The sequence below is a fragment of the Azospirillum sp. HJ39 genome, assembly GCF_041507355.1.
In the GTDB taxonomy this organism is placed as follows: domain Bacteria; phylum Pseudomonadota; class Alphaproteobacteria; order Azospirillales; family Azospirillaceae; genus Azospirillum; species Azospirillum thiophilum.
This window is the reverse complement of record NZ_CP167913.1, coordinates 567,162-592,808: the sequence shown is the minus strand read 5'-3', so window position 1 is coordinate 592,808 and position 25,647 is coordinate 567,162. Positions and strand designations below refer to the sequence as shown.

25 protein-coding genes and 1 tRNA gene are annotated in these 25,647 nt (G+C 65.9%); 11 read left to right on the top strand and 15 right to left on the bottom strand.

Annotation, left to right across the window (positions count from 1 at the left end):
• Positions 1 to 4: 4 nt before the first annotated feature.
• The 3 genes from ABMY26_RS34150 to ABMY26_RS34140 form a co-directional block, all read right to left on the bottom strand.
• Positions 5 to 580, bottom strand: a complete 576-nt coding sequence (locus ABMY26_RS34150) for a hypothetical protein (RefSeq protein ID WP_372399894.1) — start codon at positions 578 to 580, stop codon at positions 5 to 7.
• A 75-nt stretch (positions 581 to 655) separates the two neighbouring features.
• Positions 656 to 880, bottom strand: coding sequence for a hypothetical protein (locus ABMY26_RS34145; protein WP_372399893.1), 225 nt, complete (start codon positions 878 to 880; stop codon positions 656 to 658).
• A 209-nt stretch (positions 881 to 1,089) separates the two neighbouring features.
• On the bottom strand, positions 1,090 to 2,082 hold the full coding sequence (locus tag ABMY26_RS34140) for a LysR substrate-binding domain-containing protein (protein WP_372399892.1): 993 nt from the start codon (positions 2,080 to 2,082) through the stop codon (positions 1,090 to 1,092).
• A 168-nt stretch (positions 2,083 to 2,250) separates the two neighbouring features.
• On the opposite strand from ABMY26_RS34140, the gene ABMY26_RS34135 reads away from it, so the two are divergent.
• The 4 genes from ABMY26_RS34135 (at position 2,251) to ABMY26_RS34120 (ending at position 5,754) form a co-directional block, all read left to right on the top strand.
• Positions 2,251 to 3,423 carry a mandelate racemase/muconate lactonizing enzyme family protein gene (locus tag ABMY26_RS34135; RefSeq protein ID WP_372399891.1) on the top strand — a complete coding sequence of 391 codons (1,173 nt, stop codon included), beginning with the start codon at positions 2,251 to 2,253 and terminating at the stop codon, positions 3,421 to 3,423.
• Between the two features lie 121 nt (positions 3,424 to 3,544).
• Positions 3,545 to 3,724 (top strand): hypothetical protein, encoded by a 180-nt coding sequence (locus tag ABMY26_RS34130; RefSeq protein WP_372399890.1) that lies wholly within the window; start codon positions 3,545 to 3,547, stop codon positions 3,722 to 3,724.
• Positions 3,725 to 3,984: 260 nt separating this feature from the next.
• Positions 3,985 to 4,058 (top strand) — tRNA-Gln (locus ABMY26_RS34125).
• 91 nt (positions 4,059 to 4,149) lie between these two features.
• Positions 4,150 to 5,754, top strand: a complete 1,605-nt coding sequence (locus ABMY26_RS34120) for a DUF6538 domain-containing protein (protein ID WP_372399889.1) — start codon at positions 4,150 to 4,152, stop codon at positions 5,752 to 5,754.
• 1,009 nt (positions 5,755 to 6,763) lie between these two features.
• On the opposite strand, the gene ABMY26_RS34115 is transcribed toward ABMY26_RS34120, so the two are convergent.
• The gene (locus tag ABMY26_RS34115) at positions 6,764 to 7,318 is read right to left on the bottom strand and encodes a hypothetical protein (RefSeq protein ID WP_372399888.1); all 555 of its coding nucleotides are present in this window, start codon (positions 7,316 to 7,318) and stop codon (positions 6,764 to 6,766) included.
• Between the two features lie 290 nt (positions 7,319 to 7,608).
• Between ABMY26_RS34115 and ABMY26_RS34110 the strand changes: the two genes are divergently transcribed.
• Positions 7,609 to 7,989, top strand: coding sequence for a hypothetical protein (locus ABMY26_RS34110; RefSeq protein ID WP_372399887.1), 381 nt, complete (start codon positions 7,609 to 7,611; stop codon positions 7,987 to 7,989).
• A 48-nt stretch (positions 7,990 to 8,037) separates the two neighbouring features.
• Here the strand turns inward: ABMY26_RS34110 and ABMY26_RS34105 are convergent, their stop codons facing one another.
• From ABMY26_RS34105 to ABMY26_RS34095, 3 genes are all read right to left on the bottom strand, one after another.
• Complete coding sequence (locus ABMY26_RS34105) at positions 8,038 to 8,463, bottom strand: hypothetical protein (protein ID WP_372399886.1); 426 nt, start codon at positions 8,461 to 8,463, stop codon at positions 8,038 to 8,040.
• Between the two features lie 82 nt (positions 8,464 to 8,545).
• Positions 8,546 to 8,950 (bottom strand): hypothetical protein, encoded by a 405-nt coding sequence (locus ABMY26_RS34100; protein WP_372399885.1) that lies wholly within the window; start codon positions 8,948 to 8,950, stop codon positions 8,546 to 8,548.
• A gap of 563 nt (positions 8,951 to 9,513) precedes the next feature.
• Positions 9,514 to 10,566, bottom strand: a complete 1,053-nt coding sequence (locus ABMY26_RS34095; protein ID WP_372399884.1) for a hypothetical protein — start codon at positions 10,564 to 10,566, stop codon at positions 9,514 to 9,516.
• A gap of 746 nt (positions 10,567 to 11,312) precedes the next feature.
• On the opposite strand from ABMY26_RS34095, the gene ABMY26_RS34090 reads away from it, so the two are divergent.
• The 3 genes from ABMY26_RS34090 to ABMY26_RS34080 all read left to right on the top strand — a co-directional run bounded on the left by ABMY26_RS34090 (position 11,313) and on the right by ABMY26_RS34080 (position 13,030).
• Positions 11,313 to 11,615, top strand: coding sequence for a hypothetical protein (locus ABMY26_RS34090; RefSeq protein ID WP_372399883.1), 303 nt, complete (start codon positions 11,313 to 11,315; stop codon positions 11,613 to 11,615).
• Between the two features lie 78 nt (positions 11,616 to 11,693).
• Complete coding sequence (locus ABMY26_RS34085; RefSeq protein ID WP_372399882.1) at positions 11,694 to 12,479, top strand: hypothetical protein; 786 nt, start codon at positions 11,694 to 11,696, stop codon at positions 12,477 to 12,479.
• A gap of 137 nt (positions 12,480 to 12,616) precedes the next feature.
• Positions 12,617 to 13,030, top strand: coding sequence for a hypothetical protein (locus tag ABMY26_RS34080; protein WP_372399881.1), 414 nt, complete (start codon positions 12,617 to 12,619; stop codon positions 13,028 to 13,030).
• An 18-nt stretch (positions 13,031 to 13,048) separates the two neighbouring features.
• On the opposite strand, the gene ABMY26_RS34075 is transcribed toward ABMY26_RS34080, so the two are convergent.
• The 3 genes from ABMY26_RS34075 to ABMY26_RS34065 form a co-directional block, all read right to left on the bottom strand.
• On the bottom strand, positions 13,049 to 14,053 hold the full coding sequence (locus ABMY26_RS34075; protein ID WP_372399880.1) for a hypothetical protein: 1,005 nt from the start codon (positions 14,051 to 14,053) through the stop codon (positions 13,049 to 13,051).
• 108 nt (positions 14,054 to 14,161) lie between these two features.
• Positions 14,162 to 15,040, bottom strand: coding sequence for a hypothetical protein (locus ABMY26_RS34070; protein ID WP_372399879.1), 879 nt, complete (start codon positions 15,038 to 15,040; stop codon positions 14,162 to 14,164).
• Positions 15,041 to 15,144: 104 nt separating this feature from the next.
• A complete protein-coding gene (locus tag ABMY26_RS34065) occupies positions 15,145 to 15,399 on the bottom strand; it encodes a multiprotein-bridging factor 1 family protein (protein WP_372399878.1) in 255 nt (84 codons plus the stop codon).
• Positions 15,400 to 15,637: 238 nt separating this feature from the next.
• On the opposite strand from ABMY26_RS34065, the gene ABMY26_RS34060 reads away from it, so the two are divergent.
• Positions 15,638 to 17,116, top strand: a complete 1,479-nt coding sequence (locus ABMY26_RS34060) for an AAA family ATPase (RefSeq protein ID WP_372399877.1) — start codon at positions 15,638 to 15,640, stop codon at positions 17,114 to 17,116.
• A 406-nt stretch (positions 17,117 to 17,522) separates the two neighbouring features.
• Here the strand turns inward: ABMY26_RS34060 and ABMY26_RS34055 are convergent, their stop codons facing one another.
• The 3 genes from ABMY26_RS34055 to ABMY26_RS34045 form a co-directional block, all read right to left on the bottom strand.
• Positions 17,523 to 19,136, bottom strand: a complete 1,614-nt coding sequence (locus ABMY26_RS34055; protein WP_372399876.1) for a hypothetical protein — start codon at positions 19,134 to 19,136, stop codon at positions 17,523 to 17,525.
• Between the two features lies 1 nt (position 19,137).
• A complete protein-coding gene (locus ABMY26_RS34050; protein WP_372399875.1) occupies positions 19,138 to 19,488 on the bottom strand; it encodes a hypothetical protein in 351 nt (116 codons plus the stop codon).
• 189 nt (positions 19,489 to 19,677) lie between these two features.
• A complete protein-coding gene (locus tag ABMY26_RS34045) occupies positions 19,678 to 20,547 on the bottom strand; it encodes an alpha/beta fold hydrolase (RefSeq protein ID WP_372399873.1) in 870 nt (289 codons plus the stop codon).
• A gap of 221 nt (positions 20,548 to 20,768) precedes the next feature.
• Here ABMY26_RS34045 and ABMY26_RS34040 point away from each other — a divergent pair, with 221 nt between their 5' ends.
• On the top strand, positions 20,769 to 21,899 hold the full coding sequence (locus ABMY26_RS34040) for a Na+/H+ antiporter (protein WP_372399872.1): 1,131 nt from the start codon (positions 20,769 to 20,771) through the stop codon (positions 21,897 to 21,899).
• On the top strand, positions 21,833 to 22,405 hold the full coding sequence (locus tag ABMY26_RS34035; RefSeq protein WP_372399871.1) for a hypothetical protein: 573 nt from the start codon (positions 21,833 to 21,835) through the stop codon (positions 22,403 to 22,405). Before ABMY26_RS34040 ends, ABMY26_RS34035 begins: the two co-directional genes overlap by 67 nt.
• A gap of 265 nt (positions 22,406 to 22,670) precedes the next feature.
• On the opposite strand, the gene ABMY26_RS34030 is transcribed toward ABMY26_RS34035, so the two are convergent.
• Positions 22,671 to 24,854: an ATP-dependent RecD-like DNA helicase gene (locus ABMY26_RS34030; protein WP_372399870.1), complete on the bottom strand. Its 2,184-nt coding sequence runs from the start codon at positions 24,852 to 24,854 to the stop codon at positions 22,671 to 22,673.
• Positions 24,855 to 24,908: 54 nt separating this feature from the next.
• Positions 24,909 to 25,646 carry an SDR family oxidoreductase gene (locus ABMY26_RS34025; protein WP_372399869.1) on the bottom strand — a complete coding sequence of 246 codons (738 nt, stop codon included), beginning with the start codon at positions 25,644 to 25,646 and terminating at the stop codon, positions 24,909 to 24,911.
• Position 25,647: the final 1 nt, after the last annotated feature.

Here is a 25,647-nt window from a genome sequence, read left to right as displayed (position 1 = left end):
GCGGTCAGACCGTCACCGACACCAGTCCGCCCGGCGACCCGCCGAAGCTGCCGCCGGCTGCTGCGGAAGGAGCGCCGCTGCCGGTCGACGGGGTTCCGGCAGATGGCGTGCCGGCCGGTGCCGAGCCGCCCGCAACGCCGCCGGTACCGGCGAAGGACAGGCCCGTCGAACCGGAGCCGCCGGCCGCAGGGACAGCGGCCGCGCCGGCACCATTCGTCCTGATGGCGGATCCGTTGGCCGCAGCGGCGGCGCCCGTCTGCGGAGCGGACGCGATCCTGCGCTCATCCTCCTGCGACGGACGTCCGGCGGCGCGGCGATATTCCTCGACCACGCGGCGGGAAGGGATTTGGTCCTGGGTTTCGCCGGTGTCGAAATCGCGGAAATAGAGCACCGCGACCCGTGCGCCCTGGTCATAGCGCAGGAAGGGGCTGATATAGCCGGCACCGGACGCCTTTTCCGCGGCGTCCGCGGAGGCGCTGTCGTCTGCCGATGGCAATGCCGAACCGGCCGCGCCGGCCTCCGTCGGCTGAAGGGCCGTCGGGCGGACTGCCGTCGTGCTGGAAACGCCACGGATCTCCATCGGTGCCTCCCGCCTCTGTTGCCTGCCCGTCAGCCCTCCCCGCCCATCCTGCCGATCCCGAGCCTCCCGCCCGGATCAGACCGTGATGTTCAGGTTCTGCCCGCGGGTCGGGGTGGTGTTGCCGCCCGAACCGGACTGCGCGCTCTGCGCCTCCTGCTGGCGGCGGGTTCGCTCGGCCTCGTCCTCCTGGGCGGACTCGACTGGCGAGGTGGAGCGCTGTGCGGCTGCCGGACCGCTGCTGAGCGGGGTGACGTAGGGCTGCTGATAGCCGCCGACTCCGCCGATGCTGCTGACGCCCATGGTGGTTCCTCCGGTCGCTGGTGCGACGCTTCTTCGACAAGCCGGGGGAACGATTCATCCTGCGGTCTTCCGACCGTATTGCCGGGGTCCGGCTCACCCCCCGACTAGGCAAATTTTGCCCGATCGAAGGGGGTAGCGCCAGTGAAATCGACGCCCTGGAACGCGCCTTGCGCAAATGTCAACGATCAAAACGACTTAGGGCGCGATGTTCACACTTCTTTTTCCATGGACGGCTCCGCTTCGGCAACCGTGGCGGCAACCGTGGCCGCGGACTCCGGCGCCGAGTCCGCGTTGCGCCACAACGCGGCCTCCACCGCCAGCGTCCAGAAACTCTCGGCGGCCTTGCTCTGGCGCGTGCGCGGACGGACCAGCCGGATTTGGACCGGCACGGCCCAGCGCCCGTCGCCGGCGGGGACCAGGACTCCGCGCGCCAGATCCTCGGCGACCAGGCTTTCCGGCAGCCAGGCGATGCCGCGGCCGTCGCGTGCCAGCGTGCGCAGCACCGCGGCGAGATGCGAGGTGAAGACGGTGTCGAGCGCCACCGGCGCCGGCTGTGCCGCCCGCACCGCCTCCAGGATGCGGCCCATGCCGGATTCGCGGCTGTAGGACAAGTGCGGCAGCGGCCGGCCTTCGGCATCCGACAGGGCATGGCGCGGCCGGCCGGCCGCATCCGGCGCGGCGACCGCCAGCAGCCGGTCGCCGCCGACCACGACGGACCGGAAGGACTCCGCATCCAGCCGGCCGGCGGCGGCGGGATGGGCATGGCACAGCAGGAACTGCGCCTGCCCGGACAGCATCAGCCGCTCGCACGCCTCCATGCTGTCGGACGACAGGGTGATGGCGCCGAGCCGCGCCCGCGATTCAAGCGCCCGCAGCCAGGACGGGAAGAAGGTCAGCGACAGCGCATGGGTGGCGGCGAACCGCAGGGTCGCGGCCTCCGACTGGGCGGCCAGCCGCGCCTCCTCCCGCCCCTGCAGCAGGCGACGCACGGTTTCGTCGGCGAAGGGACGGAATCGGCGCCCGGCCTCGGTCAGGGTCACAGGCTGGCCGCTGCGGTCGAACAGCGGCGTGCCGGCCCAATCCTCCAGCGCGCGGATGCGGCGGCTGAAGGCAGGCTGGGTCAGGTGGCGGACGTCGGCGGCACGGGAAAAGTTGCCGCAATCCACCAGCGCCAGGAAATCGTCGAGCCAGGAAAGTTCCATCGCCCAATCTTACACCGTCAAGCAGGCCCGCCCATGCGTCAATCGCCATGCCCCAATCCCCATGCCGAACCCGCATGATGCGTTCCGACCTTGGCATTGGCCCGGCGGCCCGAACCATCCCTACAGTGCGGCCACGAAACGCGCCACCACGCAGCAAGGGGTTCCGCCATGCGCATCGTCGAAATCCGCGAGCAGACGGCCGGCATCAAGTCGGACATCGCCAACGCCTTCATCGATTTCAGCCAGATGACCTGCAGCGTCGTCGCGGTCGTCACCGACGTGGTGCGAGACGGCAAGCCGGTGATCGGCTACGGCTTCAACTCGAACGGCCGCTATGCCGCCGGCGGGCTGCTGCGCGAACGCTTCATTCCCCGGCTGATGTCCGCGGCCCCCGACAGCCTGCTGGACGACACGGGCGACAATCTGGACCCGTTCCGCATCTGGACCCGGCTGATGACCAACGAGAAGCCGGGCGGCCACGGCGAACGGTCGGTTGCGGTCGGCACCATCGACATGGCGGTGTGGGACGCGGTGGCGAAGATCGCCGGCGTGCCGCTCTACCGGCTGCTGGCCGACCGCTTCCGCGGCGGCGTCGCCGACGACAGCGTGTGGGTCTATGCCGCGGGCGGCTATTACTATCCGGGCAAGGACCTGAAGGCCCTGCAGGACGAGATGCGCAGCTACCGCGACCGCGGTTACCGGGTCGTGAAGATGAAGATAGGCGGCGCGCCTCTGGAGGAGGATCTGCGCCGCATCGACGCGGTGCTGGAAATCGTGGGCTCGGCCGGAAACCTGTGCGTCGACGCCAACGGCCGCTTCGACCTCGGCACCGCCATCGCCTATGCCGAGGCGCTGAAGCCCTACGGCCTGTTCTGGTACGAGGAGGCCGGCGACCCGCTCGACTATGCGCTGCAGGCGGAACTCGCCAGGCATTACGACCGTCCGATGGCGACCGGCGAGAACCTGTTCTCCCACCAGGATGCCCGCAACCTGATCCGCCATGGCGGCATGCGCCCCGACCGCGACTGGCTGCAGTTCGATTGCGCGCTGAGCTACGGCCTCGTCGAGTATATGCGGACGCTCGACATGTTGAAGGAGAATGGCTGGTCGAGCCGCCGGGTGGTGCCGCATGGCGGGCACCAGATGTCGCTGAACATCGCGGCCGGCCTGCATCTGGGCGGCAACGAATCCTATCCGGACGTCTTCAAGCCCTTCTGCGGCTTCGCAGACGGCATCGCGGTGGAGGATGGCCGGGTGCGCCTGCCCACCCTGCCCGGCGTCGGCTTCGAGGCGAAATCGGAGTTGTTCACGACGATGACCACCCTGCTGGAAACCCGATAGGCCGCATCGGGTTTCGGAACCCGACCTGTTCCTTTGGGAGAGCGTGTCGCCAGCCATTGACCCAGCGCAGTACTGTGGCATTCTGGAAAAGGTCGCAACGTTTCAGAAAGGAGGTGATCCAATGTCTCATGGAGCCAGTCCGGTCGTCGCCGCGGTGTTCGGTTTCGCCGTTCTCCTGACGGCGGGGATCGCCAACGCGGAGTGTTCGTCGAGCCACAGCGCGAGCGCATCGCCGCCTCCGGCCTCCGGCACCGTCGGATCGCTTGGAACTCCGGCCCCCGGCAGCACGCGCGGCGGGTGACGCCTGAACGCTGACGACTGGAAACGCCCATGCCTTCGGAGCGGGCCGCCCTTCCCTGGGGCGGCCCGTTTCCCTATGCCGGCATGCCACGGCAGGAGCGCGGCGCTTTTACGCGCTCCTGCACGGGAAAAGTCCGGCCGGAGCGCCTTCTTGAAAAAAATGTGCTTTCGGTGAAAAAAGCGCTTCACAGCCCGGCGTGGCATCGCTATAAACCCGCCCACACCACGGGGCACGGCAAACGGCCCGCCCCGGTGACGGTCTGGGGGATCGTCTAGCGGTAGGACAGCGGACTCTGACTCCGCCAGCCTAGGTTCGAATCCTAGTCCCCCAACCAATTTCCCGGATTTCCTCAAGTATTTGCTGATGACTTTGGCGATGTGGGCAACATAGCCCAAATCGCTGCCACACTTTCGAGTGGAGCGGTCATGCAGCATGTTTGTCGGCGGGCCGGTACTTACCATTTTCGCCGCCGAATTCCTCTTCGCCACCAGCCTGTGTTGGGCGGCAAGGCGGAGATTTACAGGTCGCTCGAGACATCGAGCCCGCGCGATGCCGCGATCAGGTCCCGTCTGCTTTACGTTGAAAGCGAACGCCTCTTCGCTGCCCTTGACCGGGAACCCGGACTGCCGGTCGACGCCGCCAGACAGCTGATGCGGGACTTGGTCGGCCCCGCCGCCTGGGCTCACATGAACCCGATGCTCCGGCGGTCGTTGGACCCGACTCCGCCGCCGGGCATCTCTCCGGTACCGTGCGAAGCTGGCGGGGCGGCGATGGAAATGGCAGCCGCCGTCCGTGTCGGCGTTCTCGATCCTCCAAAGCCACCGGCGGACGCCGCGCGGCAATTGGTAGCCGTGGCGGTCGAGAACCCGTCAGCGCCCGCCAATCCTCCTCCGGCCGCGCAATCCGTTGGGCCGCCCTTCGACGGCGCGCCGTCTTCGAACGCCACCCTGGCCTCTCCGCTCTTCGGCGCGCTGGCCGAAACCCACGTCGAGCACATGCTGGACACCGGTGCCTGGAGCGCCCAGCAGACCGCGCTGCAAACCCGCGCCACCTTCCGTCTGTGGATCGAGTTCCACGGCGACCGGCCCGTTGACGCCTACAGCCGACGCGATGCCTCAGCCTTCATGGAAGCCCTGCGGAAGCTGCCCCGGATGCACGGCCGGTCGCCCCTGTTCAAGGGCACGATGCGCCAGAACATCGAGGCGGCCGAGCGGATAGCGGCGAAGGGCAAGGGGCAGCCCCTGCTGACGATGAAGACGATCAGGCGTCACATGAGCGCGCTGCACGGCTACTGGGACTGGCTCCGGCAGCATGGGCATCATGAGTTCGCCTCCAATCCCTTCGCTGGCTTCGATTTCCCAAGCAGCAAACCCGCGTCCGAGCAGCGCTCGATGTGGGATGACGCCGACCTGAAGCGGCTGTTCACGTCGAGAATCTGGGTCGGCCCCAACGTGGACAGGCGGAGCGCCGCCTACTGGCTGCCGCTGATCGGCCTGCTGACCGGGATGCGGCTCGAGGAGATCGCGCAGCTGCACACCGCCGACGTCAGGCAGCGGGACGGCATCGACTTCTTCCTGGTCCATGCCGAGGATGAACGGCGGACCAAGAACGCGAACTCGGTGCGTGAGGTGCCGATCCCTGGCGCCCTCGTCGCCCTCGGCTTCATGACGCTGGTCGCTGAGAGGCGCCGCGCGAACAGCAAGCGGCTCTGGCCGGACCTGAGCGGTCAGGGGCCGGATCGGCGGCTGGGCGCTTACTACACGCGGCGCTTCACCGAGTACCGCCGCGAGATTGGGATCTACAAACCCGGCGTCGACTTCCACAGCCTGCGCGGCACCTTCGAGACGCTGGTGCTCAACGCGGGCGCCAGCCCGGTCTTCGTAAAGGCGATCATGGGCCACAGCACCTCGGACCTCCTGGGCGAGGGAAGCCGGTACCTGAAGCACGTCACGCTGAAGAACAAGCTGGAGGCGATGAACATGCTCAGGCTGGGCGTCGATCTCGGGCACCTGCTGCCATCGACGAGATGAGCGGAGCGGCGACTGCCGGGAAACGATGCCCGCACCGTACCGGCACCGCGGATTACCGGCAAAATACCGTACGGTGCCGGGCCTTTACCGGCATCATACGGTGCTCCCGCGGCCGCAGGAGCTTCTGGATGGCCTGTTTCACGGCGGGCAGAACCTGTTGCACGGCTTCGGAAAAGTGTTACACGGCCCTGTATAGGCGATTCACGTGGCGGCCAATCCGTTGTTCCGGCATCAGGATCTCATACAGCGGCTATCCAGGGCCTGGGTGAGGTCCCCAGGCGGCTCCGTGGACGGTCGATCTCGGCATCGCGTCTGCCGGGCTCTTTGAGCGGCTGATTCCGTTGACCTGGGCGTCCACATTCTATGGCGAAATTCGTGGACAGCGTGGCCGCGGCCGTCCCGGCTTGGTGGGCCGCCCGGGCGACGGCGTGGTTCACTTCGACTCCGGAGATCCCCGGGGTCGAGCGTAACGCCGCGATCCAGCCCGAGGATCCCCGGAACCGGCCCAGTGAATCACTTTTCCCCAGCCGCTGTAGCCCATTTCCTGGGCGCCGGGTGCCGATCTGGAAACTTGGAAAAAGTGATTCACGGACGGGTGTAACGTAATTCTGGATCTAGGAGTAACGGGGGGACGACGTCGCCCCGGCCCGTCGGCTATCTGGAGCCTCTCGCCATCCGGAGCAGTTCCGGCCGTGAACCGCATCCTCGGCATCGAGTTGGGAGCCTGATGGCAGCCGAGAGGAGGAATGCCGCCGGTGCATCCCTGGCCACCTGAGCGCCCCTCCCGGGCACCGGAGGCCGTTCGTCAGCCGCCCTCGGTCTGCCGATCGTGAGCGTCGACAGGAAACCCACGGCCCGGCGGCAGGATTCCGTTCTCCCGGTCATGGGAGTCGGCGAGATGGTCCTCCATGGCCGAGGCAACCATGACGGCGGCCTCAGCCACCCCCGCGCTCGCGCCCTTACTCGCCGTCGTTCAGCAGGCCCGGCCGACGATGCCGGAAGAAGGCATTCAGAGGCGATTGGCCCTGACGGCCAGGATTCGAACCGTCTCCGCCAGGCGCGCCGCGTCGTCGCCTGCGCGGTGCTGCCTCCGCCATCGGACGCTCGCCTTCACCATTGCCCGCTCGACCTCGGCGGCCCTCTCCTTATCATTGCCCGCTGTGACCTCTCGTAGGAGGTCGTCGAGCGGTTCGAGCCACGGATAGCTGTGCCCGATGACAGCCATCAGGCTGGCGAGCCACGCATCGTCGGCGCCGACCGCGTCGCTGTGCGGCAGTTGGCCGGACAGGGCGGCCATGCCCCCCTCGGCCACCTCGGCGGCCGGGCGTCCCTCGGCTGCCATCTGCTCCAGCGAGATGCCGTGCAGCGCCTCGGCGGCCGGATCCCACACCCCGCGCTCGAGCCACTCGGCGGTCGGCCGGATAAGCCAGGACATCACGCGCCCGTCGAGCCAGGCCACACCGACCTCGATGGGGTAGCTGCCGCGGCCCAGGGCGCTGGCCTCGACGTCGACCACGCAGGCGCAGGCGAGGTCGATTGGCTCGGGCTCGAAGATGCTACGCACGGCTGCCCGCTTTCCGACGATCGCCTTCGATGGCCGTATGGACGGCATGGACCACGGCACGCCGACTGCGGTCCCTGGAAACGAAGACCACCAGGGTGGTCCCTTCCATGCGCGCGAACTCGACGTGCCACCGGGATCCCGGACGATCGAAGCGCAGTGTGTAAGTCGCGCCGTGGTGCCTGATCGAACGAATGCCCATACGCTCTCCGTTCCCAACCTGCGGCCGTTGGGGCAATCTAACGGGTACAGGATGACGTGCAAGGCGCGCGGCCTGAGAAGGAGGAACGGCGGTGACCAGGGATCAGGTGATCGACATCGTCGCGCGGGCGACCGCCCAAGCCACATGGCAGCAGACCGGCGCCGTCGGCGTGCTCGTCGCGCCGGTAGCGGCCTGGGATGATCCCGATGTCAGGTCGCCGGTTGTCGTGATCGTCGGGGCCGAGGCCGCGCTCGACGGAACGCTTGCACAGCGACTGCTTGACGACGCTGCCGGTGAGGCCCGGTCCGAATGGGGCGGGACCGCGTGGCTGGCCCGAACCGTCCACCGGCTTCTGGGAAAAGGGTGGGCATGGGCTTGGGAGGCGCCGCTTGACAGCCCCGCCTACCTGCCATGGCGTGCGGGGAATCTGGCGTCGGTCAACGCCCGCCGACATCAGCCCCCGGCGGAGTGAGTGGCAGAGGCGCCGAAGCTGGAGGAGGGTGTCATGCCTCCGGCAGGGTCACGGGCCCACCTCTGTCCCCGGCGCAGGCGACAGGCAGCGGCCGAAGCCCCAGTCGACCATGGCATGCCTCATGTGGGCGACGGCCTCTTTAGACGGCTCGCCATCGGCCCGGCGGCCGAGGCCGTACAGGCCGCCGGTGCAGGTCAGCACGAGGGCAGCGTCGAGGTCGATGCCGACGATGTCGCTCGACACGAAGGGGGCATGCGGTGCCCCGCGCGTGTACCGGCCGAGCAGGCGGAGGCTTTGAGCCGAAGCCCGATCGCTGTGGACCGTCAGCCGAACGATGTGCCAGTCCTCGACCACGTCATCCGGCTCACCGAAGAGCCTGGCGCCGAGGGTTTCGATGTCCTCCTCGGTGGCGAGGGTGAGCGACATTCGGCCGCGCCACCCCAGCGCAATGATGTCGCCGAGCCGTTCATGCATCTTTGGCCGCCCTTGGGGTAGCTGACCCAGCACTACGCGCATCGTGTCGCATAAGAAGGAGGCAGTGCAGGGACAAACCTGCTTACCAGCGTCCAATCAGGTGAGCAGCATGAACCGCTCGAATGTCATTCTCGGTGGCTTGGGCAAGCGTCTCGGCGATCATGAGAGAGCGCTGGGAACATCGGAGGGCCCAACTTCCAAGGCTGTCAGGGCCATCAAGGCCATCGAGCTCCTCCTGTCGGCACCAGCCTTCGGCAGTCGAGACGTCGCGCCGCACCAGGAACGCAGCACGGGACACGGCGACCCTAAGCTCCGGGAGCGGCGTGGCGCGAAGCTGAGCCAGGGCGGCCGCCCTTCCCTTGCTGTCCTGGCCCTCGATCGAGGCACCCAGTTCACTGAAGATCACATGGAGTCTCCGGGCGGCCCGCTCCAGACCGCGATCCTTCTCGGGAGGGCTCTGGCTCTGTCGGTTCTGATCCTCGATCATCTCACGTTCCTCTGTTGCTCAGAGATGTGTCCAAACGACAAGGTCGGCGGCGATAGGGCAACATCGCGACCGCCCGGCGTCGCATGGGCCGCGAGCCATTCCTCGATGTCGACAGTGTGCGGGCAGCGGCTCTGCGCCAGACGGCCGGGATGCCGTCGGGAGCCATTTCGTGCGCTGGCTGTCTCGGTGCTGCGGGCGGCGGCCGAGGCTTCCTGTCGTCCAAATCGTGGCCTTGGCGCCCCATCAATGCGCATTTCGGTCTCGCCAGCTTATCCTGATCCCTCATGATTCTAGGCACCGTTTCCCAGAGAAATCAAGCCACTAACAACATTTTTCTCGATGCTGATCACTAATCGTATCGCGCCGACTCGCGTTCTTTTGGGAAAATTTCGATCCTCTATCTGGCGCCTGCTCCTGAGCCCACACGGTCGCAGCCATTTCCTGAGCGCAATTACCGAACCATACTTCCTCCAGCACCGTCATGACTTGCTGCGGAAGCGGGCGGTACCCGGCAAGCGAGCTTTCCCGCCTGCAAGGAACCGCTGCCGCTCTCGCATTGACCCTCACCGGATGGCGGAGATCGGCACGCTGATACCCATGATTTGCTCATCGGATGCCGAACGCCACTCCTCGACGGCATCGTTGAGCATGTGGAACGCCTCGGGGACGTCGATCTCCAGTTCCCGGTCCGGCAACGAGTCCGGCATCACTTGGAGGACGTTCCGTTGCGGCATGCATCGCTCGGCCCGCAACCGCCGACCGTCTGGGTTCACCGTAGCCCCCTGGTCGACGTGTGGGGCCGACATCCGGCATGCTACGGCAAGCGCCGCGGCCTTGAGCAGCATTCTGGTCGCCCTTTCCGGGCGGATGTCCGCACCGTCTTCCAGTTGCGGCAACGACAGGTTCAGCGTCAGCTTCGACTTGAGGTAGGCGCACCTCAAGAGGTCGGGCCGCCCCGGCAGTCGCTCGGCTCCGTCGCCCTCGCGGATCAGCAGCTGCGCGCTGATCATCCCGGCGACGACCGACGCGACCTCCCGTTCCTCGCCGCCGACGTTCACGAGCGGCAGCTTGCGGCGGTCAAGGGTTTCGTGGCACGTGCGGGATACCCATTCGGCCCGCTCCGCCGACGTGCAGACCTCGACGACGCCCGGCAGTTGCCCATGTACGTCACGGACTACAATGGGATTGGCGTCGGCGGCCTGAACGGGATACCAGACCTCGATCGCCGGGTGCGCGTTCGTTGTGATCCGCGACAGGCTGTCGAGGTCGAACGCTGGGACCGGGTCGGCGACTGGGTCGGCTTCGATGATGCACGCGGGCGGGAGGGCCAGCCGGATGATCATTTCCAGCGGCCAGGCGTCGAGGATCTCTTTTTCGAGATCCATGCGGACGCCGTGGGTCGCGAGGTGGCTCAGGAAGGCGCCTTGGTTGACCGGGCAGACGGACACTCCGCGATCCGCCATGGCGGCGACGAGCCCCGCATGGGTTCTCGCCCCGAGACCACGGGCGAGCGCCTCGGTCAGGGTCTGGCTCTTGGCGTGCCGTGCGAGCGTGTACTGCTCGAGGATGGCGCACTTGATGGAACGGAACGAATCCCGGGTGATGGCGACCTGCATCGCAGCCTCCGTATGATGAGACCGATGGCGCCCTTTCACATCGGCCCAACGCGAGGATGCGCGGGTCGGAAGAGACGAGTGACCGGGTGCTTCGCCCCGGTAGCGTATTCGACGGGCGGTCGGGCTGCGCCAAGCCCACGGGCTCGATGTCCCGCTTGGATATGATGCTTTTCTCGGCGGCAGTACGCAAGAGCATTCTGATCGACACCTAGTAAATTTTGAAAACCTCTATCCCATCCCAGATGTCCATTCGACGCTGTAGCGGTCATAAGACAAGGTCTCTTGGTGACATCAACATACCGTCTACTCTGGAAGCCCATACATTTGCCATGCACAAATCTCATTTTTCATGACGACTGCTCGGATAGAGAAGATTTTAACATGCCGTCTAAAGTCGACACGCCGACCCGGTGACCTCAACATGTCGGCGGACGCCGGAGCGCCGAATTCAACAGGTGCAAGGCTCGAACAGTGAAAAAATGCAACGACTTAGCAACCTCTCCAGCGCGCCGTCGGACGCTGAGGTGTACATACGACGGTCCGGTGACCTCAACATGTCGTCGTACCGGCGCATCGGCGTGTCGGCGTGTCGGCGTGTCGGCGCACCGACGACCTTTGAGCAGGCGATGTCTCGGCCGTCCCGCGGTCGAAGGGCGAACGTCGGCGGCACCACAGCGACCGGCGCTTGTGCGATGCCCTCACCCGGGGCATGCCCGGAAGATGGCTTGCCGAAGGGGAGGATGCACTTGGCGACCGGCATGGCGAGACAGGTCGATATCGTCCGTCGGGCCGAGGCGCTCCGCCAAATCGCAAAATGGCGCGCCATCGGAGTGGCAATCCCGGTGCCGCTGCTCGAGCGCCTCGGAGACGAGGATCTGGCCGTCTTCCTGAGGTGTCTGAACACGCGACAGGCAGCCACGCTCGCCGAGACACCAATCCAGCATGTCGTCGCCTTCCTGCTGACCGGGAGGCCGCTGGCGGGTGTGCCCGGCCTGAACGGCCGCATAGGTCGGAAGGCGTCCCGTGATGGCCTGCGCCGCCGCGGATGACAGGGTCCACCCCGACGGCATGAGTCCCTTGCATCCCTCATGGCGACACTTCCATTGAGGTTGCTGGGGAGCGCGATGATGGGACAGCAGAAGAGCGAATTTCACTGGCAAGTGGCGATGGAGGTCCGGTTGGCCTTCGAAGATGCCTTTCCGGATCACCAAGTGCACGGCGAGGCTCTCGAACGGATTTGCCATGCACTGCTGAAGCTGTCCCCGACCCCCGCCAACGCAGGCCCCTTCTCCAGGCTCGAGAAAGCGCGGACGGTAGCCGGTCATGCCCTGGACCTGATCTCGCCGAGGTTCGTCGACATCTCCGCCGCCATCCGCGACCAGATCGTAGCCTCAACTATGATCGCGGCGCTCCGTGGAACGGATCCCGGCCCCTCGGCCATCGCCAGTGCGGCTATGCGGGCGCGGCAGCGGGGCTGGCACGACGATGACCACCCGCACCTGCTCGTCAACGCGCTGCTCGATAGTCGGGTTGAATTCGCCATCCACCTGCTGAGGGCGGATGGCGGCGCATCCTATGAGCAGATCAGCCAGGCGCTTTGGTACGACTGGAGCGATTCCCTCCAGCCGGTGCTGCATTCGGCCGGAATTCGGCCGCAGCTGTGCGGCCCCCTTGGCGCCCTGATGAAAGAAGCCGCCAGGGTGCCGGTCTATGACGAACTGACGCGCTCCGACCGCCGGGCGGAACTCTCCGAGGTCCTGGCCCGGTGGGCATCCCGCGTCGATGATCCCTGGAGTTTGTCGGTCCTCCATGCCTGGGTCCCAAACCACATCGACGCGGAAGGCATCGTCGCACCGGTCGTGAACGAGAACCCGGTGTGGGAAGAATTCCTCCAACGGCGGGCCGGGCGGTGACCGGCAGCAGCAACGGGGCGGCTGCGAACTTCAGCTATTGTCACGTGCACCTGAGCCATTTTCCTGTTGCATTTCGAACAAAGCACGAACAAAATTTCGCCTGACTCGACATTCCTACCGGCAGGCGGACGACCACTATGATCAATGACGACGATCCGACCCAGACACCGGCGACGCTCCCCACGTCGCCGTTCCCGCGCGTGCAGCTTGATCGGCCGACCGATGCCGAACTCGCGTCCTTGACCGGTAGGGCGGCCGCAGATCGGGAACCGGTGGCCCGACTGGACGACTGGCACCCAGTCGTCCAGCGTTTTGCTTTCGGCGGCTCCGATGCCTTCGACATCGTCCTTGTCGGCAGGTCGGAGCAGGGCGGGATGCAGGTCACCATGCCCGTCAGCCTGCTGGACCTGGAGTGCGGCCGTGCGATCACCTTCGATGGCGTCTACGCTCTGGGCAAGCAGGGCACCGGCAGCCTACCGGAAGGGTATCTAATGCAGGTCATCTGGGGCCTCGAAATTTGCGGCTGGGACGCCGGGCGGAAAGCCGCCTGAAGCTCGCCGCCGGGAGCTTCACCGGCCACCCGGCGCCGGGCGCCGGGCCTCGATGCTTCGTTCGCGGGTTTCGCCGACCTTCCGGGCCAAGTCGAAAGCATCGATCGGGTTCCCGATGTCGATGACCACGCGATCACGGCCGAGGCGTCGCAACGCGATGGCACTCGTCTCGATGCTCCGAAGAGCCTGAACGAGATCGTCTTCTTCGCGCTGCGGCAGCCGCAGGTCAATGACGGCCTCGGCCAAGCGACGGGATTCCCAGATCATCGTGTCCACCGCGACCTCACGCCGGTCGCCCTCGCGGGCTTGGCTGGGCCGCCGGTAGGACGCCAGGATCGCCTCGGCCGCTTGGTTGGGGCGGAACTGCCGCATATCGGGCGTGGTCAGGCCGGAGCGAACCACGCGACGAGCATCGACCCAACCCGCCCCGACCACCTTGCCATCGGTGTCCAACCGAATAGCGGCCGGGCCGCCGTCCTGGCCAGCGAGGCGCCCGCCCAGGTAGCGCGACACCAACGCATCCTGGGGCCGAAGGCTGACCTGCGTCAGGTTCGGGCTGGTGGCGCGAAGTTCCTGCGCCCGCTGCGGAGAAACCGGCCGCGCCCCGACAGCTGAAAACTCGTAGTAGGCAGTAGCCCCGGGGGTCCGGCTCCAGATGCCGCTTCCAAGGTCCAACTTCGCGCGCTCTGCGATCAGTTCTCCGGCGCGGCCGAGCAGGCGGCTGAGACGCTCGCGAAGAGTGGGCATGGGGCGCCGAAGACCGCTCGAGACTTCGAGATCGCGCCTGACGCGATTCTCCCGGCGCTGCTCCAGCGCGTCCTTAACCTCATCGCCGATTGCCAGTGTCGGAAAGAGCAGCAGCCCGGCCGCCACGGGTCCCAGCGGGCCACCGAGGAGAGCGACGCCGCCGAGGACAGCCGCGGTCCCCCCGAGCAGTCCGAGTTCAGGCTTCCAGCCGCGCTGGCGCCGGTACATCTCGATCTGGCTCTCCACATCGGCGTGGGCGCGTTCGGCGTCGTGCATGGGTTCCTCCTGGGAAGCTCTCGCTCTCAAGAGGAGGGCAGAGCGCCGCAAGCCACCAGAGGGGGGCGGAACCTATCAGGGCGCCGAAGCCGAACCCGCTGCCCTTGCCTAATCCGCTGCCGGACCTCGGCGCAGGAGACGTGGCGGCAGCCGACCGGCAAGGATCAGGACGTCGACAGGATCGGCGACGTCAACCGTCAGGGTTTCGATCCCTGCTCGGCCCAGCACCATGCCGTCTTCCTCGACCGACCGCAGAGCGGCGGAAGCGCGATCCCGGTCAGCCTGCGGCAAGCTCAGGCTCCCAAGCGCCCCATGGATTCTCCGAGCCCCCTGGACCAGCGCGGTCACCTCGATCTCGCGGCAGTGGACCCGTCCGGGCTGATGCAGACCCTGGATGGATGCAGCGATAGCCGCTACGGCGACAACCGGCCGCAGAGCGCCACCGGCCAGCCAGCTGTTCAGATCTTCGCGGAACGCTTCCTTTCCGCCAAACCGACCGATGCGTCGCCCACCGACATAGCGTTCGATGATCGCACCCTCAGGGCGCAGGCCAACCTGCGTAATGGCCCGGCTGGCGCTACGGAGTTGCGCGGCCCGTATGGCGGAGATCGGCCGTGGTTTGAGGCCACGCAGGTCATAGTAGGCGGTCGGCGCCTTGCCCCAGGCATTGCTTTCCAAGTCCGCCTTGGCTCGGTCCGCGATCGCCCTCCCGGCCTCGCCAAGCACTGCATCGAGGTGCTCCCGCAGCCCGGCAGCGGTACTGGAAACACCCACATTGATGCTCGCAGCAGCAGTCCCGGCCCGCTCGTCGAAGCGGTCACCGAGCGCGCGGGTCGAGAGGACCAGAAGATCAGGGTCGAGCCGTGAGGAGGTGCCGACATTGAGCATCGCGATGGCACCAAGCATCACCTCGCCGGGGCCGAAGAACGCTGTCCCGGCGGTGACTTCGCGCTCCTGCTGAGGTCCCGATACCCCTTGGTGGGTCATGTTCCCTTCCTTCCCGGTCACCGGGGTCATGCCGGTGGCTGCGACGTGCAAGAAGGCGGGCCATAAGCCAAGCCAGGCCTTGGAACGCCTCCAGTGTCCGTTTGTCAGCCTGGCGCTTTCGACCTCGACGGCGCGCGCCGGACGCCCTCCCCGCCTTCGGCTCCCGGCGCGAGGAACAGGACGCCCTCGGCCTCGAGCACACGGCCCAGGACTTCCAGCGTCGCGGCGCGCGGGCTGCTTTGGCCGTCCTCCAGTTGCTGGACGGTCTTCTGGTTGAAGTTGGCCTTGGCCGCGAGTTCGGCTCTCGTCAGTCCGACGAGAGCACGCCCCGCTCGGATTTGGGCAGCGGATGGAATCATGCCGCAAGGATTCCCAGCCGCCTCACGGGTGCCAAGGAAATGTTGACAAGGAAAATCATAACTCTCGTCAGAGAGCTAAAACTCTTATAGGAGAGTTTTGGCTCTTGCTGACGCATCTAAAGCTCTCTAAGGTTCGGTCACCCGATGCGACTCGGGGATGCAGGTATGGCCGGTAATGAGGAGATCCGGGCGTGGAACATCATGGGAGTGAAGCCAGTCCGGCAGGCCGGAGCGGACGGTGACGACGAGGCGCCGCAAACCTCCGACAGAAGACGGTGACCTCCTCTCCATCTGGAGGACCAAGTCACCCGCCGAAGCCGCCGAGTCCCTGGACCGGCTCTCGGCAGCCCTGCTTTCACGGGCCCAGACACTGCCCGAGGGCTTGGCCCTGCCTGCCGCCGTCGTCTTACGCGCCGAGGCCCGTGATCCAATGGCGTGGATCATGCTCGCGGCCCGGCTGCCCCGTCTGCTCGAATATGCTCACCGGCCTGGGTCGGTCGGTACCAGAAACATGGACTCGATCGACATCGAAGGCTCATGTCTTTGGGTTGCCGCATCCTACCGGCTGCCTTGGGCCTGGACCGTGATGACGTTCCGTCTGCTGCGACTGGCAAAGCAAGAGGGGGGAAAAGCCGGACTCGCCTATCAGGCGCTGGCAATCCGGTGTGCCCATGTCGGTGACATCGCATCCCCCATGCCTGTCGACGCCGCCAGTGATCTCGAGATCCTGGCCGAGATCACATCACCACCGCCGAAGGCTGAAGCCAAAGCGCCTGCAATACCGGTCGCCGAGGCCGAAACCGCTTCCCCCGAGGACCGCCGCCCTACCCTGCGCGTGCTGGCGTCTGTGCCGCCCCCATCGGCGAGCAGGGAGGACAAGGCACTTATCGACCGCTACGCGGAACTCGCACGGCCGGTGGAGATGGTGCCAATGCCGGACCCAGACAGGTTGGCGGAAAGTCTGCTTGCCGAATTTCCGTGGATGCCGGAGATCGTGGACGCCATCCGCTCGGACCTCGTGCTTGCGCAGCGTCTGGGATGCGATGCGTTCCGGCTTCCGCCGCTCCTGCTGACCGGCGCGTCGGGTGTCGGCAAGAGCCGGTGCGCACGGCGGCTGGCCGCGCTGGCTGGAGTACCCGCAGGCCAGTTGATGGCCTCGGGCGCGTCCGACAACAAGGCGCTGGCGGGCACCGCCCGCGGGTGGTCATCGACGCAGCCCTGCCTGCCGGTGTTGACCATGCAGGCTCATCGACGGGCGAACCCGATCATCTTGGTCGACGGGATCGACGATGCGGGCGGTTCAGCGCGCAACGGCGCCATCGACAGGACCTTGGTTGGCATGCTTGATCCGGCGACGGCACGCGCTTGGCAGGACGATTGCTTGCTCGTGCCCGCTGACCTGTCGTGGGTGACGTGGATCCTGATTGCTCGGCGGGCGGATCGCGTTCCGGCCGACCTCCGGTCCCGTTGCCGGGTGCTCCAAACGCCATGGCCACGGCCAGAGGACTTCGAGGTCATCTTAAGCGGGGCGCTGGCCGATATCACCGCGGAGTACGGACGTGAAGTTCGAGACCTGCCGGAACTCGAACCCGAGATCGTCGATGCCCTTCGGAACGGATTCGTCAACGGCCGCCTTCAGGCCCGGCAGTTGGGGGTAGTCGTTCGACGGACCCTCGCGGCCGCTGCGGAACTGGAACGGGCAGCGCTGAGACATTGAGGGGAGTGGCCGCGGGCCACAGGTTAGCGGGTATCAAGGCCGAATCCCTGTACTTCGGCACCACGTCCCTTCGGGGATTTGCGGGGAACAGACGCGCCGCTCAAGAGGAGCTCATCCACTCAAAACACCACCCTGGCTACGGCCGTGGATCCACCACCTCTCATTCTATTCGGACCGCGAAGAGATAACGGATGTGCAACAGCGGACCCGTAATCTTCACGACCGCTACAATGATGGCGATCACTTTCGGGCCGACCCTGCCCTCAACCACCATCATCGCAATAGCAGCGGCGGCCACCCTGGGTATGCTCGCGTTCGGGATCGGATCCCTTGGTTGGCTTGGCCTGTGTTTCTGGAGGCTGTATTGGCGACGCGCTGGTCGACGGGGAACTCGCGATCCCCGCCGTTAAGCCGCCTTCGAGTGATCGTGTTGCATGACCAAGTAGCGGCGGCGTGAAATACCATTGGCCTCCGACCCCCGCCAGTGTGGCCGAACGAACTCCAGCTTGCCCATCCGGTACCTCCAGAACGCCCTGACTTGGTGGCGAGGCATCGTTCCGCTCTGAACCACTCCACCTCCCGTGCGGTGGCCCGATCCGCTGGACGCAGGTTCGTCGATGAGCAATCGAATCTCCCGAACGGTTCCGAGGGGAGCGAGGCGGCGTTCCGCGCGCACCCGGTTCGAGCGCACGCACTCCGGATGCTCCCTGATGCGCGTTTCCGTCATCCGCGGCTGGGTCAAAAACGTAAGGACCGCCACGATGAACCTGCCGAACAGCCCCTGGTCGATGGATGCGGGATCCACGCCAGCCGGAAGGTAAGCCTCTGAGAAGCTGACGATCGGTTCATCCGAATTCGAGATCCGAAGGTGAAACGGGAACCCCTGCTGCCTAGTGACGTCTTCCCACTCAAGATGTTCTCGCAGGCGCGCTGGGAAGATCATGCCTTGTGCATCGCCCCGGACGTCCTCATCAAGGGCCTCAATGAACATTCCCCAGCGCTGGCCCGGGAGGCCGCACTCGACACCCTGCCACTCCAACCAGGCTCTCGGGAAGGGTAGGGCAAGCTGTCGGCGCGCCTCCTCCATCCCGGTGCGCTCCTTAGCCGCGACGATGGCGGCACTCTCTGCCACCGAGGCTCCGAGGACGAAGGGCTCTGCGGCCTTCAGCATATCCCGACGCCCGGCGGTGACCTTCAACTTGCGGAGGCGTTCTTCAGCGCTGTTGAACCAGCTGCGGCCAGACCAGATCAGCCCCTCGTTCAGATCGAACGAATCCATGAGCTCGTCGTAGAGGAGCCCCGACCGCACGGCTCGCGGCAATACCGGTACGCCATCGCGATCAAGATCGGTCCACGGTGAGGCCATCCTGACTATCTGCATAAGCGGAGGGCCATGACGCTTTGCCGCCTTCTCGGTCACGATTTCCGTCAGCTTCGGTGCGGCGAGGATGGACAGGAGCGACAGAAGCGCGGCGGCGACCTCCAGGGCCACCGCCTTCTCCTCGTGAGACAAGCCAGCCAGGGACAGCACTTCGTCGACAGTGACCTGGTATCCGCCACCCAGACGCCGGGTAAAGCGCCAGATGAACTGTTCAACCTCGAAGGCTGTTTTAAGCTCGCCAAAACGACGCGCGGTGAAGCTGGTGCCCGGACCGGAGCCGCCCCCTTTCGTGACTAGCCAACCAACTCGCAGGAGCGACCCGCCTGAGCGACGGGCGACCTGACCGGCCTCGACGCCGACAGAATCGTGCCTCATGTCGTATTCGATCCACAGGTGGCGGCCGATCAGCTTCTCGAGGTCGACGGCGTCGAAGACGATCTGGCGAGGCTGCTCGCCCAGCCGGAGAATGAAGTTTGCAGCGGTGAAGACGGACGGCGCCACAGAGAGCGCCTTGAGCGATGCAGAGTGAACGGCATCAGAGAGCGCCATGAGGCTACGGTCATAGGAACCAGGTGCCAGTGGATCGACACCGTTGACGAGTAGCTCGACGAGGAGGGGCAGATTAGGGCGATGGGCCATCTCAATCCTCCTTCGGCGTCAGTTCGGCTGGCGCTCCCGCCGGAGCAGGAGTTGCCGCTTGCTGAGCGACGCCAGCCTGCGACACGCGGGCGACGAACTTCTCGCGCTGCTGATCGGTCATGATGTCCAACGCCTCGTGCAGCAGGTCATTGAGGCGGTTCACCATCGTATTGAGGGTCATCACCTGCTGGCGTGTAGCGGCGAGTTCACTTTCGCCCTCTTTCAGTCGTTCGCTGACCTCTTCGAACGCTGCCTTGCGGCGCGCGTTTTCTGCCCTCCAGCGATCTTGATCGCTCGCATAGATCCGGGGCCGTCCACGACCTCTCGGAGGCTTTCCGTCCTTCTGATCCATAGAGGCACCCTGTTGGCTTAATTATGCGGTACCGTGAAAATACGGCAGAGTAGTCTGGGTGTCAACAGGGCCGCTCGTCTTGATCGTATTACCGCTTACCCCTGCATCCTCCGCGATCAGCAAGCGCGGCCCCGGGAAAGCATGGCCGAAGGGCAGGAGCGCCCGCTTCCAGGCATCCGATCACTGGGTCTACGTACGATCACAAATCGGCTTTCGCATCCTCGTGTCGGTCGTGCCATGGACGAGGAAATCCGCGAGCAGCCGGTTCACCGTCTCGGCCTCCTCATGCTGCACCCAGTGGCTGGCCTGCTTGAGATGAACCACTCGGGCATCGTCGCACAGCGCGGCCGCCTCATCCGCCAGACTGCGGTCGAGGAAGGCATCCTGGTCTCCCCAGACGATCAAGGTCGGGCAGCGGATGCGGCCGGTCGGTGGCACAGGATTGCGGCGCAACGCCCGGTACCAGTTGAGCATACCGGTCAGTGCGCCCGGCCGCGCCCATGCCTCGCGGTACCGGGCGAGTTCTTCAGGCCCGAAGGTTCCCGGGCGGCTGGTGCTCGTGAGCGCGCGTTCGGCCATGCGAAACCCGCCATCGCGCATCAGACGCTCGGGCAGGCCAGGCAACTGGAAGAAGCCGACGTACCAGCTTTTCAGCAGCTGACCAGGGCGTGCGGCCATGTGCCCTCGGAGGGTCGCCGGATGCGGGGCGTTGAGGATGGCCAGCCGCTCGACCTGATCTGGATGGCTCATGGCCAACCACCATGCGACTATCCCACCCCAGTCATGGCCGACGACCGAGAACCGCCGATGCCCGACCTCGTCAGCCAGCCGGAGCACGTCGTCGACGAGGCGGTCGATACGGCAGTCCTCAATCGCGGGCGGCTTGTCGCTGAGGCCGTAGCCACGCTGGTCAGGCGCCAGGACGCGGAACCCGGCCTCGGCCAGCGGACCGATCTGATGGCGCCACCCGAAACTGAAATCCGGAAAGCCATGCAGCAAGATGACCAGCGGACCATCAGCCGGACCGGCCTCGATCGTGTGCAGCCGAACCGGCGCCATGAGATCTCCATCCCGGTGGTCATAAGCGACGACATGGCGCCCCGAGACCGTCGGGCAAGGTATCCGGTGGTGCCGCCTGCGGTTTCCGAAAGTATGGGGTTCTGCGCGCTGTTCTCCCTGCCCTCAGGAAAATCCAGCGATTTTGACGCACAAAAGGGTTTGCACCGTTCCCTGCATTCAAGATACTCGCCCTTCTATAGCAGACAGAGAGAAACCGATCATTGGACGTCATCACGATCGCACTCGTACTTTTGCTCGCCGTCGTCTTGAGCGGATTTATCTCACGTGCGCTGCCATGGTCAATTCCCCGCCCCCTTGTACAGATTTTCCTTGGTGGCGTGATAGGACTTGCGGCGGATCTCCGCGTCGAGCTTGACCCCGACATCTTTTTCCTGCTCTTCCTGCCGCCGCTGCTCTTCCTTGATGGCTGGCGGATCCCGAAGGAAAAACTGCTGAAGGACGCCAAGACGGTCCTCGAACTCGCTCTCGGGCTGGTCCTGTTCACGGTCATCGGCGTCGGCCTCTTCATCAACTGGATGATCCCGGCCATGCCGCTGCCCGTCGCCTTCGCGCTGGCCGCCGTGCTGTCGCCAACGGACCCCATCGCGGTGTCGGCCATCGCCGCCAGGGTGCCTATCCCGAAGCGGCTGATGCACATCCTCGAAGGCGAATCCCTCCTCAACGACGCCTCCGGCCTCGTCTGCCTCCGCTTCGCCATCGCAGCCACCCTCACGGGCGCCTTCTCGCTCTATGACGCCACCCTGAATTTCCTGTGGGTGGCGCTGGGCGGTATCGCCGTCGGCGTTCTCGTCACCTGGTCCATCACCCGGGCCAAGGAATGGATCGCCCGGCGATACGGCGAGGAGAGCGGCTCGCAGATCCTGATCAGCCTGCTCATTCCCTTTGCCTCATATCTTGTCGCCGAACATCTGCATTGCTCGGGCATCCTCGCAGCCGTTTCGGCAGGCGTGACGATGAGCATCGCCGAGGTGACCGGACAGACCCTGGCGGCGACCCGCATTCGCCGGAACACCGTATGGGACATGATCCAGTTCGCGCTGAACGGCATCATCTTCGTGCTGCTGGGCGAGCAGTTGCCCACCATCCTGGCGGGCGCGGTCGAAACGGTCCGGGTCACCGGCCACCACGATCCGGGGTGGCTGATCATTTACGTGCTCGCCATCAACGTCGCGCTGGCGGCGCTTCGCTTCGCCTGGGTGTGGGTATCCCTCAGCCTCACGCTGTTCCGCGCCAACCTGCGGGGCCGCACCATGAACAGACCAAGTTGGCGTCTTGTCGCCGCCACGTCGTTGGCAGGCGCACGTGGGCGATCACGCTGGCCGGTATCCTGACGCTGCCGGTCGCGCTCGACAGTGGCGCACCCTTCCCCGCCAGGGACTTGGCCATCCTGCTGGCTATGGGCGTGATCATCGTTTCCCTCATCGCCGCCAGCATCGGCTTGCCCATGCTGCTGAAAGGTCTGGAGATGCCGCCGGAGCCCTCTCACCAAGCGACGGAGGATCGGGCGCGCATCGTGGCAGCCAAGGCGGCCATCGCCGAGATCGAGCGCGTTGAGCACGACATGGCTGCGGGTCGGGACGACGCCGATCTCTATGTCGCCGCGGCCGCCCAAGTCATGGACGTCTACCGTACCCGCATCGAGGCTCTGTCCCAGGAGGGCGCTGCGGCCGACACCACGCGGCACACCGACGCCATCGGGCGGACGATCCATGTCGCCGCCCTCAAGGCCGAACGCAAGGCCCTGTTCCAATTGGTCCGGCAGCGCGAGCTCAGCGGCGAGATGGCTCGGAAGATCATCCGCGACCTCGACCTGCTGGAGGCGCGGTACGACAATTAGTAGTCTCCGCAGCAAGCATGACAACGGTGTCCTTGGCGCAACTGTCGTTCGCCAAGGTATGTCTGACTCTCGAGAGGAGTCCGAGCGTTGCCGTTTTCCATCGACCAACTGTCTAGGAACTGAGCCATCTGGCTGGACAGGGTCGTTCTGGAATTGATGGCTTACCCGAGCGCGGCGGGGACACGCGCCCTCCCCTGCTGCCTGAAGTAGACCTTTCCGGAGTGAACGCCCTCCAGTGGACAAGAAAAGGACGTTCCCGTAGCGGTCAGGCTGCTTTTGCCAATAACCATTCCTTCAGCTTTGACCACCGACGCCCCTCCTGCCGTGCCCGCACCGCCATCCCGAGCGCCTTCCGCTGGCCCACGACGACGACCAGCCTCTTCCCGCGGGTGACGCCGGTGTAGACGAGATTGCGCCTGAGCATGCTCCAGTGCTGCATCGCCAGCGGGATGACGACGGCCGGGTATTCCGAGCCTTGGCTCTTGTGGATCGTCGTCGCGTAGGCCAGCGATACCCTGTCCAGTTCGCCGAAGTCGTAGGCGACCTCCCGGCCCTCGTAGTCGATCAGCAGTTCGCTGGCTTCGGGATCGATGGCGGTGATGACGCCGAGGTCGCCGTTGTAGACCTCCTTCTCGTAGTCGTTCTCGGTCTGCATTACCTTGTCGCCGACGCAATAGGTCCAGCCGAAGCGCTCGACCCGGACATCGCCCGGCGGATTCAGGACCGCCTGAAGTTCCACGTTCAGCGACCGGGCGCCGAGGCCCCCGCGGTTCATCGGACAGAGCACCTGGATGTCGCGGACTGGGTCTAGGCCGAAGCGCTTCGGGATTCGGTTCCGAACGACCTCGATGAGCTTGCGGACACCGTCCTCGGGCTCCGCCGCCTCGACGAAGTAGAAGTCCGAGCCTTCTACGGGTGTCAGGTCCGGCATCTGGCCCTGGTTGATGCGGTGGGCATTGACGATGATTCGGCTGGTCGCCGCCTGCCGGAACACCTCGGTCAGGCGCACCACGGGCACGGCGCCGGATGCAATCACGTCGGCCAGCACCTGCCCCGGCCCCACCGAAGGCAACTGGTCAACATCGCCGACCAGGATCAGAGCCGACCTGTCGGGAACCGCCTTCAGCAGCGCATTCATCAATGGCACGTCCACCATGGACGTCTCGTCGACGACGAGCAGATCGCATTCCAGCCGGTTCTCGTCGCTGTGCTTGAAGCCTCCGGCAGCCGGATCGAAGGCGAGCATCCGGTGGATGGTCCTGGCCTCCAGCCCGGTACTCTCCGAGAGCCGCTTGGCCGCCCGGCCGGTCGGGGCGCACAGCAGGATGCGAATGTGCTTGGCAGCCAGGATCTTCAGGATGGAGTTTACCAGGGTCGTCTTACCGACGCCCGGGCCGCCGGTGATGACCATCACCTTGGATGCCAGGGCAAGCCGGACAGCCCCCCGCTGGCTCGGCGCCAGCGTCAGTCCCGTCCTTCCTTCCACCCACTCCAGCGCCTTCTCCATGTCGATGGCGGGCCAGGGCAGCGTCCCGGCCGCAAGCCCCCGCAACCGGGCGGCGATGGCCTGCTCGGCCCGGTACAGCCCGGCCAGGAAGACGCAGTCCCCGCCCTCCAGCTGGTCGGCGATCACTGCGCCATCACGAAGCTCGTCCGCTAGCGCCTCGGTCACCAAATTGGTGCCGACCTCCAGGAGTTCGCTGGCCAGCTTCTCCAGGTCCTCCACCGGCAAGCCGCAGTGCCCCTCGTCCATCGCCTCGGCCAGGGCATAGCCGATGCCCGCCCGGACGCGGACCATGGCCGTCTTCTCGATGCCCAGCTTGGCCGCGATCTGGTCGGCCGTCTTGAAGCCGATGCCGCGGATGTCCCCGGCCAACCGGTATGGGTTCTCGGTGATGAGTTGGATCGCCTCCTGCCCATAGGTCTTGTAGATGCGGACCGCCCTGGATGTCCCGACACCGTTGGCGTGCAGGAACAGCATGATCTCCCTGATCGCCCGCTGGTCGGCCCATCCTTTGACGATGCGGTCGGCCCGCCTGGGCCCGATGCCCGTGACCTCTCGCAGGCGACCGGGTTCGGCCTCGATGACGTCGAACACGGCCTCGCCGAACGCCTTAACCAGCTTCTTGGCGTAGACCGGGCCGATGCCCTTGATCATGCCGGAGCCCAGGTACTTCTCGATGCCCTCGAGCGTCGTCGGCTGGGTTGCCTTCAGGAAGGTGGCCTTGAATTGGAGGCCGTGGGTGCGATCGTTGACCCAGCCGCCGCTCGCCTGGATCCATTCCCCGGCCGAGATCATCGCCGCATGGCCGACGACGACAACCAAGTCCCGGTGACCGCGGACCTTTACCCGAAGCACGCAAAAGCCGGTCTCGGCGCTGTGAAAGGTCACGCGCTCCACCAGCCCAGCCAGGGACTCCGTCGATGACGCGATGGCTTGCCCGCTCATGCCGGGATTGTGCTGGATTCCCGGCCGCCGGGCTAGCTGCACTTGCGAAAACGATCATGCTGCCGAAGTGAGCGCCACGGCATCCGCACCGGCTGCAAGACGCATTGGACAGGATGGATCGTTCGCCACGCGCCACACAGCTTCCGCGACGTCGAGTGCCCGAGTGACCGTGGTGGACTGTTGCCACGTTGCGAAGACGCTCTGCGCCAAAGGCGCATACGGCTCGGGGATGTGGATGCGGGAACGGGCGCTTTCGCCGAACGATGTCTCCGGCGCCCGCCCCGGAAGCACCAGGTGCGCACGCACGCCGAAAGGCTCCAACTCCAACGCCAAGGACTCGGTGAAGGCGTTCACCGCGGCCTTGCTGGCGGTGTAGACCGACAGCAGGTGCAGTGGCTTGAGGGTCACGCTGGACGTGACGTTGATTATCACGCCGGACCTCCGCTCGCGGAACTGCGGCACCACCGCCTGCGTCATCGCCACCGTGCCGAAGGTGTTCGTCTCGAAGACCTTGCGTGCCGCCTCCATCGGGACGCCCTCCAGGGCACCTAGCAGGCCAATCCCCGCATTGTTGACCAGAACGTCGATCGGCCCGGCCTCGTCCACGGCACGGCGGATGCTGTCGGGATCCGTGACATCCAGGGAGACGATGCGCAGGCGCTCGGAACGGGGCAGAAGATCCTCGCGCGGCGTGCGCATGGTCGCGATGACCGTCCAGTCGCGCTCAAGGAAGTAACGTGCCGTTTCCAGGCCGAACCCGGACGAGCATCCGGTGATGAGAATGGTCTTCATG